The organism is Marinobacter sp. BSs20148 (genome assembly GCF_000283275.1).
In the GTDB taxonomy this organism is placed as follows: Bacteria; Pseudomonadota; Gammaproteobacteria; order Pseudomonadales; family Oleiphilaceae; genus Marinobacter; species Marinobacter psychrophilus.
Genome location: NC_018268.1, coordinates 2,949,221 through 2,961,986 on the forward strand (window position 1 = coordinate 2,949,221; position 12,766 = coordinate 2,961,986).

The following is a 12,766-nucleotide window of genomic DNA, read 5'->3' on the forward strand; positions in this document are numbered from 1 at the left end:
CTATCGTGAATTATCAGCACCATTGGCACGATGCCAACCCTATTCATTTGCCCCTGGGCAAAATTGTGTGCATCGGCCGTAACTATGCCGAACACGCCAAAGAACTGAACAACCCGATCCCGACCGAGCCCCTGCTGTTCATAAAGCCCGCCACCGCCGCGGTACACCTGACGAGGCCTCTGGACTTCCCGCGGGATCAAGGCGCCGTGCACTTTGAAACCGAATTAGCCGTGCTGATTGGCAGACCCCTGACGAACGCCTCTGCCAGCGATGCAGAAGCGGCGATACTGGGTTATGGCCTGGCGCTGGATTTAACCCTCCGTGACCTGCAAAGCCGTCTTAAAAAGCAGGGGCACCCATGGGAGCGGGCTAAAGGTTTTGATCGTGCCTGCCCACTCACGCCGTTCGTTCCGGCCAGCGATCTGGACCAGCGCCGCCTGCACTTCAGCCTGGATATCGACGGCGAGCGCCAGCAAAGCGGCGACACCGCCGACATGCTGTTTCCGGTGGTGCCCCTGATTGCCCACATCAGTACACAGTTCTCTCTGTTACCCGGGGATGTAATACTGACTGGCACGCCCAAAGGTGTCGGGCCACTGCAATCCGGACAAATCCTGCAACTGACGCTGGAAGATCGCCTGTCGGTGTCGACCAGAGTGGTTTAAAAAGAGATTTAGAAAAAGAGTTAAAAAGCGATTTAAAGAGTGATATAAAACGAGCGTTAGACAACAGCCTCAGCGTGGTCTGACGTGACGACGCTGAATCGTTTTTTGGTTAGGAGCGTATATCTGGCATGGCAAAAAAACCGGTTACCACTCGCAGCGGTCGATTTTTCAAACTCGCAGGTATGACTGCCTCTGTGGCCGGACAATTCGCTAGTCAAAAGGCGCGCAGTTTCTTCAGCAGTGAAAATGATGAAGGCGCCCGCAGCGAGAGCTACAGCCGCATGGCGGCGCGCATTACCGACACTCTGGGGGAAATGAAAGGCGCCGCCATGAAGGTCGGCCAAATAGCCTCGCAAACCCAAGATTTTCTACCCCGTGAATTTTCTGACGCCCTGCAAAAGCTTCAAAAAGAAGCGCCGCCCATGCCCTTCGAAGTGATTCGCCAGCAAATTGAAACCGCCTTGGGCAAACCGGTACACGAGCTTTATGAGTACCTGCAGGAAGCACCTTACGCGGCAGCTTCTATAGGCCAGGTACACCGGGCGCGGATGCACGACGGCACCGACGTTATCGTAAAGGTGCAGTACCCGGGTGTTGATGAATCCTGTGACTCCGACCTCAAACAGCTTCGACTGGCTCTAAGGTTGGGCGGCCTGCTGAAAATGCCCAAGGAATCGGTAGATCAGCTGTTCGCTGAAATCCGCGAGCGCCTGCACGAAGAGCTGGATTACGACAACGAAGCTCGCAATCTTGATATGTTCCGCGAGTTTCATCGCAACGATCGCTGGGTGGTTATTCCAGCGGTGGTGCCCAGCCATTCAACTCGCCACGTGATGACTCTGGAGCTGGAGGAAGGTGACCACGTAGGTGATATCACCCCAGAGCGTTACGACCAAGACACCATCAATCTGATCGGCCACCGCATTTTTACCGCGATGGCCGATCAGCTATTTCGTTTTCAGTGCATTCACGGTGACCCACACGCCGGTAACTTTGCTTACCGGCCGGACGGCACCATTGTGATGTACGATTTTGGCTGTGTGAAGAAGCTGAAACCAGAGATTGTGCGGGCTTACCGCAATGCGGTGACGGCTGCTTTAGAGCAGGATTATAAGGCGCTGGATCAGTATTTGATTGATTTAGGTGCGCGAGTTGAGAGCCAACCGGCGATTGACGAGGCCTATTACGCCATGTGGCGGGATATTTTGGTTGTGCCGTTTGAGTCTGAGCAGCCCTACGATTTCGGTCAGGCGCGGCTGCATAAGGACGTGGCAGCCAAGACGAGTACAGTGTTTAAATATCTGGATTCTTTCAAACCGCCGGTGGAGAGTATTTTTATTGACCGGATGATTGCGGGGCATTATTGGATGCTGAAGCGGTTGGGTGTTCAGGCCGCTTTTGGTGATGAATTGCGGGCTTATTTGGCGGAGTTTCGTTAATTTCTAGTTCTGAGTAGTCGGCACAGGTCTTTCTGGTTTTTGCCTGTCGAGTCTTTTATCGCTTAAAACTGTTTACCCATTCTGCTACGCCTTCCACAGCATTTTTTTGAATAAACCGGGCGCGGGAGAATCTTCCTGTGGGGGTGACCGGGTTGATGACGGTGATGGGCACATCGCGCTCTACTTCGTGGACTAAGCCCGCGGCCGGGTAGACTTGTAGTGAGGTGCCGACTATGAGCAGGTCGTCAGCGCTGCGGACTATGTCGATAGCGACTTCCAGCATCGGGACCTCTTCGCCGAACCAGACGATGTGGGGACGCAGTTGGCTGCAGTCTTGGCTGCGTTCACCCAAACGGATATCGCGGTAGCCGATGGTGTGAATGGCTCGGGGGTTTTTGCTGCTGCGGGCTTTCGTGAGTTCGCCGTGCAGGTGTAACACTTGGGTAGAGCCGCCGCGTTCGTGTAAGTCATCGACATTCTGGGTGACGATGGTCACCCGATAACTCCGTTCCAACTCTGCCAGCAAGCGGTGAGCGCGGTTGGGTTGAGTGTTGGCCAGTTGGCGACGGCGCTCGTTGTAAAAGCGAAGCACCAAGCCCGGGTCGCGCTGGAAGGCTTCGGGGGTGGCTACATCGTTTACGTTGTGTTTTTCCCACAGCCCGTCGTTGTCACGGAAGGTAGCCAAGCCGCTTTCGGCGCTGATACCAGCACCGCTGAGCACTACAATGTGTCGCTTCATGTTCGCGCTAACCACCTTGTTAGTCGAAGATTTTACCCGGGTTGATGATGCCGTTCGGGTCGAAAACCTGCTTGATGCCTCTCAGATACGCAATTTCAGCTTCGCTTCGGGTGTACTGCAGGTAGGCTTTTTTGGTCATGCCCACGCCGTGTTCAGCGGACACGCTGCCTTGGTATCTTTCAACGATTTCAAAAACCCACTTGTTTACCTTCTGACACTTTTCGAAGAAGTCTTCTTTTGCCATATCCTCGGGTTTAAGGATGTTCAGGTGCAAGTTGCCGTCGCCGATGTGACCAAACCAGATAATTTCGAAATCCGGATAGTGGTCGCTGACCACTTGATTGATTTCTTCCAGAAAGCCCGGCACCCGGGATACCACCACAGAGATGTCGTTTTTGTAGGGGATGCGCGGAGCAATGGATTCAGAAATGCGCTCGCGCAGCAGCCACAGGCTCTGAGCTTGAGTTTCGCTTTGGCTGATCACGCCGTCGAGCACCCAGCCGTTTTCCATGCACCGCTCGAACAGTTCCATGGCTTGTTCCATCACCTGTTCAGACACCGCTTCAAATTCCAGCAGCGCATAGTAAGGCGCCTCGGTGTCAAAGGGCGCCTTTACCTGGCCATGGGCCAACACGTGATTCATCGCCTGGTGAGAGAAAAACTCGTAAGCCGTTAAGTCCAGCTTACTGCGGAAAGTGTTCAGCACGTCCATAGTGCTGCCCAAATCGTTCAGGCCCAGCACGAACACGGTAAGATTGTCGGGCTGGCGTGACAGCTTCATGGTGGCTTCGGTAATAAAACCCAAGGTCCCTTCGGCACCGATAAACAAGTGGCGAAGGTCATAGCCGGTGTTGTTCTTTTCCAGGTCTTTGTTCAGATCCAGAACATCGCCTTTACCGGTGACGACTTTTAGGCCGGCAACCCAGTCGCGGCTCATGCCATAGCGGATAACTTTGATGCCACCGGCGTTGGTGGACAGGTTACCGCCCAGCTGGCTGGAGCCGGCGGACGCAAAGTCTACCGGGTAATAAAGGCCATTTTCCTCAGCAAAATTCTGCAACTGTTCAGTGATAACACCGGCCTGGCAACGAACGGTGCGGTCACTGGCGTTGAAGTCCAGAATCTGGTTCATATTGTCAAACGCCACCACCACTTCACCGTTGGCGGCTACGGCGCCGGCGCTCAAGCCAGTTCGGCCGCCAGAAGGCACCAAAGCAACGTTGTTTTGGTTGGCGAACTGAACCAGCGACCGCACGTGTTCGGTGGTTTTAGGCAGCACAATAGCGACTGGATTTGGGGTATATATCCGGGTCCAGTCGGTGCCGTAAGTGGCAAGGTCAGACGGATCTGTCAGCACTTTGCCTGGGGCGTCGCCTTCGGCCATCAGTTGCTTCAGGGCGGCTATGATCTGTTCAGGTGTCATCAGGCTGGGCTCTCGCTCAAATGTGTCTCGAAATAGGACGGTACGGTCAAAACAAGACCGGCTGGTAACGCCAAGTCCGTATAAAAATGGGGATGTTCGGTACGCTGCCAACGCCAAGGATTATGTTATCATACCGCCCCTGTTCTGTGCGTCAGCCCATGCGATGTAAAGCTGAAATGACTGGCCACGGGTGGTTAAACGCGACAAAAAGTTGGAAAGTAAGCCCATGTCCAATACGTCTCTGCAAAAAAGCAAAATCCGAATTCTGTTGCTGGAAGGCGTGCACCAGTCTGCACTCGATTCTCTGCACGCCGCCGGTTACACCAACATTGAGTCCCTGTCGCACTCGTTGGCTGAAGACGAGCTGATCGAGAAAATTGCCGACGCGCATTTTATCGGCCTTCGGTCGCGCACACAGCTGACAGAGGCCGTATTCGAAGCGGCCAAGAAATTGGTGGCGGTGGGTTGCTTCTGTATTGGCACCAACCAAGTAGATCTGCAGGCTGCTACGCGCCGCGGTGTGGCGGTGTTTAATGCGCCCTTCTCTAACACTCGCTCAGTAGCCGAGCTGGTGTTGGCACAAGCCATTTTGTTGCTGCGCGGCGTGCCGGAAAAAAACGCCAAGGCCCACCGTGGCGAGTGGCTTAAATCAGCCAAAAACAGCTATGAAATCCGCGGCAAGAAGCTGGGCATTATTGGCTATGGCAACATTGGCACTCAGTTCAGTGTGCTGGCCGAAGGCTTGGGCATGGACGTATACTTTTACGATGTGGTATCCAAACTTTCCATCGGTAACGCCACGCAAGTGGGTTCCATGCAGGAACTGCTAAACCTGTGTGATGTGGTGAGCCTGCACGTACCAGAGACCGCAGCCACCAAATATATGTTCAAAGCCGAGCAGCTCGCGCAAATGAAGCCGGGTTCTATTCTGATGAACGCCTCGCGCGGCTCAGTGGTCGACATTGGCGCCCTGGCTGACTCCTTGCGCAGCGGCAAGTTGCTGGGCGCTGCCGTCGACGTTTTCCCGGTTGAACCAAAATCCAACGGCGAGGAATTTGTCTCACCGCTACGCGAATTCGACAACGTTATCCTGACCCCACACGTGGGTGGTTCCACCATCGAAGCCCAGGAAAATATCGGCCGTGAAGTCGCTGAAAAGCTGTCCATGTACAGCGACAACGGTACATCTGTATCGTCAGTAAACTTCCCCGAAGTGGCCCTGCCCTCGCACCCGAACCAGCATCGGTTGTTGCACATTCACGAAAACGTGCCGGGAGTGATGTCAGAGATCAACCAAGTCTTTTCCGCTAACGGTATTAACGTTTGCGGTCAGTACCTGCAAACCAAGGACGACATTGGCTACGTGGTAATCGACGTCGACAAAGCCTACGGTGAGCTGGCGCTGGAAAAGCTGCTGGAAGTGAAAGGCACCATTCGCTGCCGCGTGCTGTTTTAAGCTAGCAAGGCTGCATAAGAAAAACCGGGGCCACGAGCCCCGGTTTTTCTTGCTCTTAGGGAACAAATTTCAAATCTGCCCCCGGCCTACCTAGGCCCCGGCTTTCTTACTCAAAGGGGACGGATTTGAACTTCGTCCCCGATCTTTTTGAGCAGTCCTCTCACTCAACGAGCCTTTGATTCCACCATAATCTGACGATGATAGCGTGCGGAAGTGTTAACGCGGCCAGCGCCCAGAACATGACTCTGACGGCATCAACCAGCAAACTTGTGGAAGGCCCGATCAGTACGATCACCCCCCAGGCGACACACGCCATTGCGATCGCCCCCAGCGTTGCAGGCAAGATTTTACGGACCGGAAACGCTTGAAATAGGCTTTTTCGATTCGACAACAAGCGGTGTTCGGCAATCGAAAGGAAGTGACGCACGCTGTGAATCGCACAAAAATAGAATGCGAATCCCAGAAGCGGTGGCAATGCAGTCAAGGCAGCACCCACCAGGAATAACTCGACCAACACTCTTGGATCGGGTCGATTAAGGCGCCCGAACAACAGGCATCCGAAACCAAAAAGCCAAACCACCGCCAAACAAGGCCCAAACCATACCACGATGTCCAAAACCACCTGTGGTTCAATCTTAATCAGCCAGGCAAACAACTCGCTCGTTTGCTGCGAATGCCCGAGCAGCGGACCCAGAATGGGCGTACTGCCGCTTAGCCAACGCAACAGAGGGTTTTTCGCCGAGCTTAGAAAAGCTTCGTCGGTATAACCAAAATGCCAGATCGACAAACCCAGAAACATCAGCAGCGCCACCACCGGCAGCGCCCAGATTAACGCAACAAAAGCCAACGAAGCCATCAAGTAAGCGCAGAAAACAACGAACAAACCGATTGGCGAGGTCGCAGTCAGTTGTTTGAGAATCATGGGGTCAGCGCCCCCGTGGGACAGACCGAACACACCAATAGGCAGCAACACAATCCAGAACTGTTGTTCAATAGACAGAACCGGCATTGTAACGCCGACAATGAGCGCGAGACCGGCAATCATCAATACAACAAATTGGTGACGGCGTCCGCCTGAACTTTGGTAAAGCACATTTTCAGTGTAAGCGGTGTCGTTTATCACCATGGCAATACGGCTCGCACAAAGGGCCCTGGCGGTAGCGCGCTGGCCACTGCCAGAGCATCACGCCAGCGTGGCTGGTCGTTCATAAACCGGCTCATTTGTGCAGCACTCGTGGCAGCAAACAGCCCCACGAACCACTGCGGTGCTTTGTCCGGGTGTCGCTTCAATGCCCGCAGAAACACGCTGTCCATCCAGTCCAGCCAGCCAGCCCGCACCGTTGGGTCCTGGAGCCTCCAGTCGCCACTGGCATGAGCTGCAAGAATCTGACGGGCAAGCGCCGCGCTACCTCTTTGGCAACTAACAAAATGATAGCCGGTAGCGGCCCTCATCCAGCCTGCACCGACGCCGGCCCTGATCACCCGACCAAAGCTCTGAACCGTCGGCATACGCAACATAGGCAGGCTACCAGACTCCTCTCTTGTGACCTCGTAATACCCCAGGTTCTGTCGCTGTAGCCATAACTCAAGGTCTGAGCGATAGTCCGACGCAGACTCTTTCTCCGGTTGAAAGGCGGTCCACTCAATCAGAAAGTGATCCTCGTCGAGAGGCAACAGGTACAAAAAACAAGGGTGCGGGTAGCCGGGCTGAAAATCCATCAGTGTGGCCGTAGAGGTATCAAAACCGTGCTTGGGACAGATAACCTCAAGGCCTGAGAAAACCTGCCAAAACCCAACGCCGGACATCAGCTGACCTTTGTCGGGCGGACGCGTGTCTATGACTGACTTTGCCTGCCAACGGCGTTGATCGGCTGACACCAGAGCGCCATCATCGGTGTGTTCAACGCCGCTAACGGTCACACCAAGGTGCAAGTCAAAGGCCGGTATCTCTTCTATTTTGGCCAATGCATAACGATACAGAACATCTGCCGGCAGCATTGCGTAAGCAGCGGCCCTGTCAGACTGACAAGCTGTTTGATCACCTTGGCTGACCTCCCAGCGAAACCAGCGATGGGTGATAAGATCGCGAAAAGGATGTGGCTCAAGGTCCCAGAAACACCATGTTCGATCGTTACTGTAGGATGTTCGTGGTTCTAGAAAACAGACTCTGGGTAATGTTGCCTGCCCATCTTCTGCTAATTGCAGGAGCCAGCAGGCCAAGCTGAGCCCGGTTAACCCAGCTCCAATAATGACAAGATCATACTCACCGACTGGCGCAGCGCGCTGGCTTGTGGACGCTGGTCCAGATTCAGGTTCGGATTCAAGACGACGGTTCATCGCTTTTCAGGTTGGCGCAGTTTGAGGCTGGTTGTCAGGCCTTGGTGCAGTGCGTGATCGTGACGAATAGGCTGCCGGCTGATTGCGCCTGCCGCCAGTTGAACAACGGCTCCCACCGACACCCTCAGCTTCTCGGCTGAACCAACCACACATCGGCCCTGCCAATAACGTTGCTCACCCCTTTGCAGAATCTGTCGGCCAATTTGCCGATAGACCTTCGCAGCCACGGCAATGGCCAGACGTGCCCTGAACGGCAGATAACCCAACCCCTGCCACCCACTGCGATAATAAGCCTCGGACAGGTCCAGCAAATCGCGCACGCCCAACCAGGCACTGTGCCGCGCAACTCGATTTCCAGCCACAATATCTTCTGGCGCGATCGTGCCCGCTGCCCCATCGGCCGGCAGGTACAAGCGGTTTAACTGGGCATCCTCCAGAACATCTCGAGAGATGTTGGTCAGCTGCATGGCAATTCCTAAATCAATGGCGTGCGGTAGGGCTTTTTCCCGCTCACGCGCGTTTAATAGGCAAGTCATCATAACCCCTACCGTTCCCGCCACACCGTAGCAGTAACGAAGGAGTTCGGCCTGATCCGCCACTCTAACCAGGTCAAGATCCCTACACACCGTGTCAACAAGATCACCCAATGCACTCAGCGCCATCGGATATTCTCCCAGCAGCAATTCCGCCTGATGGTAAAGATTGGGAGGTTCATCGGCCAGTGTTGGCCGGGATATCAGTGCCTGGTGAAATTCGCCAAGCTGTCGCTCAGCTGCCATTGCTTGGGCGGGTGTTGATGCCTCGTCCACCAAATCGTCTATATTTCGGCATATCTGATATAGGTCTGCGGCGCTCTCAAGCTGTTCTGCGGTTAGTAGCTGGCCAGCCCAGTAAAAGCTTTTCCCTTTGCGCCGCAGAACATCGGCGCCGGTTGCGGATAGATTGGTCTCGGCAACCGACTCAGTCATTTCGCGCCTCTAATGGCGGTGCCTGCTGGCGCTCCCGCCTCGCTATCGGCCTGAGATTCAAAGGCTCTGACCACTAAGCGCTCAACCACACCGGCAGAACACACCACACCCGGCACGCCTGCACCGGGATGAACGCCTGCACCGACAAAAAACAGGTTTCGGTACCGCGGCGACTGGTTATGAAAGCGCAGCCCGGCCGATTGTGTGAGCGTAGGCGCAATGGAGAACCCACTACCAAAGGGACTGTTCAACTCAGTGTGGAAATAGGTCGGAGAAATGCTGTGCTTAGCGCGGATTTGCTGCGGAAGGTCCGGCATGAGCCGCTGAGTCAAAATGCTGATGATTTGATCTTCAACGTCACTAGAAATCTGACCCCAATCCTGATCGCCCTGAAGATTAGGAACCGGGGCCAGCACGTAAAAGGCGTCACCACTTTTTGGCGCCATTGTCGGGTCTGTCGCGCCTGGCCTGTGCAAATACAGACTCAAATCTTCCGGAATCTGGCGCTGTTCAAAGATCTCGGTCAAAATTTCCCGGAACGTTTCACCGAACACAATCGTGTGATGCTCAATATCGGAGTAAACTCGTTCGGTGGTGAAATAAAGCACAAACAGCCCCATAGACTGCTTTAGTCGTGCCCTGTGGCTATCGGCAAGCCGCTGGAGGGTGGTTCTCTCAATCCAGTGATCGTAGACATATAGCGGATCAGCGTTACTCACGACCAAGTCGGCATCAAAACGCCTGCCCTGGTCGGTCACAGCTGCGCGCACATTTAGGCCGTCCATTTCCAGATGCTGCACTGACTGGCCCACATGCAAGCGACCTCCGTGTCGCTCAAACAGCTCCGCCAATGCCTTAATGAGCGCACCGGTTCCGCCTTGCACATACCAAACACCGCTTTTACGCTCCAAAGCATGAATCAGGGCGTAAAGTGCTGATGTCTGAAACGGATTGCCCCCCACCAGCAGGGAAGGCACAGAGAAAGCTCTACGCAGACGCTCATCGCTGAAAAACTGGGAAACAAATTGGTAAATACTGCGGTCAGCCCTGAGCTTAATGAGGTCTGGCAAAACCTCCAGCATGTCTGCAACCCGGGTAAAAGGCCGCTGAGCCAGCTCGGTGAAGCCGCGATCGTACATTGCTTCGGCGGCGCGCAGAAACTCCGGGTAATGTTCGCCTTCGCCCGGCGATAGCCGGTCGATCTCTGCGACCAGCGCCTCTGTTGTGCCGTGATAGTCAAAGTGGCTGCCATCGGCAAAGTCCATGCGGTAAAAAGGCGACACCGGTAATAGTGTCACCTGATTTTCCATAACTTCACCAAAACGTTCGAACAATTCAGCAAAAAGAAAGGGCGCGGTTATAACGGTTGGCCCGCCATCAAAACTATGACCATCCAGCTCAAAGGTTCTGGCTCGCCCCCCCAAATCCGCGTGTTTTTCCAGAAGATCAACCCTGTAACCTCGGGCCAACAAGCGCAGGGCAACAGCAAGTCCGCCAAAACCGGCTCCAACAACCACCGCTGTTTTCGCCGTACTAACCCCACGTATTTGTTGTGTCATGATATCCCTCCCCATTCGATCCAAAGGAGTAGCGATGTGCTTGTGCCCTGCATTCCAATTTCATCAGTAACGGGCCTAACGTGGGCGTAATCGGCGTAGACATCTTTTCTTCAAGACACTTCAGCTGGCATCGGCCACGCTGCAATGCAGCCAGCGCGTGGCGGGTCGCCCTTTGAACTCTAAGCTCCGGACTGTCGCTCAATCTACCACGATGATGGTGCCAGGCATGAAAAGGGTGAAGCGATTTCACCTTGCTTTTCAAATCGGCCTTTGACTCTACCAGATCGTCCAGATCGTCGATGATCTGATAGGCCAGACCAACCGCCTCGGCGAACCGCCTTATAGAGTCCAGAATCGACAACCCGGCTTTCACCGCTATCGCACCTGTCATCAGCGGAAGCTGAATCAGTGGGACAGTTTTTGCTTGCGCAGCTTCTATATAGTCTCTGAACCGGGGCTGAAAGCCGGGTTCTACCGGTGCAATCTCAATGCTTTGTCCGACAATAACTCTACCTGTCATCGCCGCCAGATATTGGGTCAAAAGACGGGACTGTTGGGCATCGTTCAAACCAGCGGACACAGCAAAAGCCGTGCAAAGAAGTAAGTCGCCGGCGCACAAAGCAACCCCTCTTCCGTGTCTTTTCCATACTGTCGCTTGCCCTCTTCGAAGCTGATCGCCGTCGAGAAGGTCATCGTGTACTAAAGACGCGTTGTGGATGAGTTCGCAGCATGCAGCGGCAACAACCGCATATTCTTGGGAACATTCAAAACTTCTGCAACTGGCCAGCGCCAGACGGGCTCTCAACAAGCTCCCCCTGGTACTGATTTGGTATTGGCTCGCGTTGTTTGCCGGCCCTTCCATTACACCTTGCAAGGCGTCGAGCATCAACTCTCTAACCTGCTCTAACGCTCGCGTATGATCGACCTTGTCGGCTGATTGGACCGCTACAACGTTAGCACTGGCGTTTTTTCTCAAAGGTACTTCGGCGCCTAAGACGGAAACAGTCATTGTTATTCTCCCTACGCGGGGATGAGTACTGAAAGCCGTTTATTGAGACCGCTTGATCTTAATAGAAAAAAGCGGAACCGACACGGACCAGATCCGTGCCGGTTTGATCACAATGGCTGACAATCAGCAGTCAAGTTCCGACAGATCTTACGACTGCTTTCAAGCGCCTTTTTTCACCGGAGTTTTCTGCTCTGCTTGTGTGACTGTTTCTGCAGGTACTTCCGCATGTTCGCGTTCATCTGCCTTACTCTTGCGCACTGCAATCGTAAAGATCAACAGCCCGAACACGGCTTTCGCAACAATGTCCGCAATGGTGTAGCCGGTTTCTACAGCTACAATTGCCGCACCGCCCGTCACGCCAAGAAGTGGTAGCAAGTAAACGATCGGATAGAACGCCCAAGACGCTACGACAAGAATGGCCGCCGCATTGATCAAACCTTTCACTTCGTCTGGTTGCTGCGAGATCGATTCTTTGAGACCAACGACAAGCTCACGCACGATGTACAGGAACGGAATCATCGACAGAATCCAGAACAGTGCCCGGGTTCCGACTTCATCCGATACTTCACCAGGATAGCCAAGGATAATCATTAGCGCGGCTGCGCCACCAAGCTTGACAGACCGGCTCACAGTCTCGCTATTGCTGAGCTTCATCACCAAAATCAGCTCAATCAACAGTAGAGGCACTGTTAACAGCCAATCTACATAACGGTATGCACGGTTAAAACCTTCTCCCGTTGCCACTATTTCCCCAGTCGTCACCGTCGCTGCCCCATCCCAAGACAGCATGATTTGAAGATAATGGTAGGCCGCAATAGCCGTTACCAAACCGCTGATCGTGATGGCCATTTGATAGGCCGGGGCAACAGACGACTTCATCAACCACAAAAACAGCGTAGCCGATGCCATAACAGCCAAACCGAAAGAAAAAACATTTCCTATAAAGCCATATTGACCCACTGATAAACTTTCGAGCTCTAGCATGTCCTTAACCCTCAAATCTATTGTACTTAGAAATCAGCCATCGGCATGCTCTCGAAGCTTTTCTAAACCGACTGCCGACCTTGGGGACAAGATAAACGCAACCTTGCGACAGATAGTTACGTTTAATCGATTTTTTGGATCAGGCTAATGCCGCAATTAATAAGAAATTTTCCGTAAAAATTGCAAG

The 12,766-nt window shown here is 53.9% G+C and carries 11 protein-coding genes; 3 read left to right on the forward strand and 8 right to left on the reverse strand.

Going from position 1 to position 12,766, the window contains the following annotated elements:
• The first annotated feature begins 5 nt into the window (after positions 1–5).
• Together MRBBS_RS13375 and MRBBS_RS13380 are read left to right on the forward strand one after the other, a co-directional pair.
• Positions 6–665, forward strand: a complete 660-nt coding sequence (locus MRBBS_RS13375) for a fumarylacetoacetate hydrolase family protein (RefSeq protein ID WP_014872067.1) — start codon at positions 6–8, stop codon at positions 663–665.
• A gap of 128 nt (positions 666–793) precedes the next feature.
• Positions 794–2,104 carry an ABC1 kinase family protein gene (locus MRBBS_RS13380; protein ID WP_014872068.1) on the forward strand — a complete coding sequence of 437 codons (1,311 nt, stop codon included), beginning with the start codon at positions 794–796 and terminating at the stop codon, positions 2,102–2,104.
• 55 nt (positions 2,105–2,159) lie between these two features.
• On the opposite strand, the gene MRBBS_RS13385 is transcribed toward MRBBS_RS13380, so the two are convergent.
• Positions 2,160–2,843: an SIR2 family NAD-dependent protein deacylase gene (locus MRBBS_RS13385; protein ID WP_014872069.1), complete on the reverse strand. Its 684-nt coding sequence runs from the start codon at positions 2,841–2,843 to the stop codon at positions 2,160–2,162.
• A gap of 19 nt (positions 2,844–2,862) precedes the next feature.
• Positions 2,863–4,266, reverse strand: a complete 1,404-nt coding sequence (locus tag MRBBS_RS13390; protein ID WP_014872070.1) for an FAD-binding oxidoreductase — start codon at positions 4,264–4,266, stop codon at positions 2,863–2,865.
• 226 nt (positions 4,267–4,492) lie between these two features.
• Here MRBBS_RS13390 and serA point away from each other — a divergent pair, with 226 nt between their 5' ends.
• Positions 4,493–5,722, forward strand: a complete 1,230-nt coding sequence (gene serA, locus MRBBS_RS13395; RefSeq protein WP_041635297.1) for a phosphoglycerate dehydrogenase — start codon at positions 4,493–4,495, stop codon at positions 5,720–5,722.
• A 160-nt stretch (positions 5,723–5,882) separates the two neighbouring features.
• On the opposite strand, the gene MRBBS_RS13400 is transcribed toward serA, so the two are convergent.
• The 6 genes from MRBBS_RS13400 to MRBBS_RS13425 all read right to left on the reverse strand — a co-directional run bounded on the left by MRBBS_RS13400 (position 5,883) and on the right by MRBBS_RS13425 (position 12,579).
• Entirely contained in the window at positions 5,883–6,848 is a 966-nt protein-coding gene (locus tag MRBBS_RS13400) for a Brp/Blh family beta-carotene 15,15'-dioxygenase (RefSeq protein ID WP_014872072.1), read from the reverse strand.
• Positions 6,842–8,059 carry a lycopene cyclase family protein gene (locus tag MRBBS_RS13405; protein WP_083847063.1) on the reverse strand — a complete coding sequence of 406 codons (1,218 nt, stop codon included), beginning with the start codon at positions 8,057–8,059 and terminating at the stop codon, positions 6,842–6,844. The genes MRBBS_RS13400 and MRBBS_RS13405 overlap by 7 nt, the downstream gene beginning before the upstream one ends.
• Complete coding sequence (locus MRBBS_RS13410; RefSeq protein ID WP_014872074.1) at positions 8,056–9,027, reverse strand: phytoene/squalene synthase family protein; 972 nt, start codon at positions 9,025–9,027, stop codon at positions 8,056–8,058. Before MRBBS_RS13410 ends, MRBBS_RS13405 begins: the two co-directional genes overlap by 4 nt.
• Positions 9,024–10,586, reverse strand: coding sequence for a phytoene desaturase family protein (gene crtI, locus MRBBS_RS13415; RefSeq protein ID WP_050996644.1), 1,563 nt, complete (start codon positions 10,584–10,586; stop codon positions 9,024–9,026). Before crtI ends, MRBBS_RS13410 begins: the two co-directional genes overlap by 4 nt.
• A complete protein-coding gene (locus MRBBS_RS13420) occupies positions 10,561–11,595 on the reverse strand; it encodes a polyprenyl synthetase family protein (RefSeq protein ID WP_014872076.1) in 1,035 nt (344 codons plus the stop codon). Before MRBBS_RS13420 ends, crtI begins: the two co-directional genes overlap by 26 nt.
• 159 nt (positions 11,596–11,754) lie before the next feature.
• The gene (locus MRBBS_RS13425; protein ID WP_041635298.1) at positions 11,755–12,579 is read right to left on the reverse strand and encodes a bacteriorhodopsin-like; all 825 of its coding nucleotides are present in this window, start codon (positions 12,577–12,579) and stop codon (positions 11,755–11,757) included.
• Positions 12,580–12,766: the final 187 nt, after the last annotated feature.

Bases quoted from the DNA above. Each gene is read 5' to 3' on its own strand.
- MRBBS_RS13380 (WP_014872068.1), top strand. From the start codon at position 794: ATGGCAAAAAAACCGGTTACCACTCGCAGCGGTCGATTTTTCAAACTC.
- MRBBS_RS13385 (WP_014872069.1), bottom strand. From the start codon at position 2,843: ATGAAGCGACACATTGTAGTGCTCAGCGGTGCTGGTATCAGCGCCGAA.
- MRBBS_RS13390 (WP_014872070.1), bottom strand. From the start codon at position 4,266: ATGACACCTGAACAGATCATAGCCGCCCTGAAGCAACTGATGGCCGAA.
- serA (WP_041635297.1), top strand. From the start codon at position 4,493: ATGTCCAATACGTCTCTGCAAAAAAGCAAAATCCGAATTCTGTTGCTG.
- MRBBS_RS13400 (WP_014872072.1), bottom strand. From the start codon at position 6,848: ATGGTGATAAACGACACCGCTTACACTGAAAATGTGCTTTACCAAAGT.
- MRBBS_RS13405 (WP_083847063.1), bottom strand. From the start codon at position 8,059: ATGAACCGTCGTCTTGAATCCGAACCTGAATCTGGACCAGCGTCCACA.
- MRBBS_RS13410 (WP_014872074.1), bottom strand. From the start codon at position 9,027: ATGACTGAGTCGGTTGCCGAGACCAATCTATCCGCAACCGGCGCCGAT.
- crtI (WP_050996644.1), bottom strand. From the start codon at position 10,586: ATGACACAACAAATACGTGGGGTTAGTACGGCGAAAACAGCGGTGGTT.
- MRBBS_RS13420 (WP_014872076.1), bottom strand. From the start codon at position 11,595: ATGACTGTTTCCGTCTTAGGCGCCGAAGTACCTTTGAGAAAAAACGCC.
- MRBBS_RS13425 (WP_041635298.1), bottom strand. From the start codon at position 12,579: ATGCTAGAGCTCGAAAGTTTATCAGTGGGTCAATATGGCTTTATAGGA.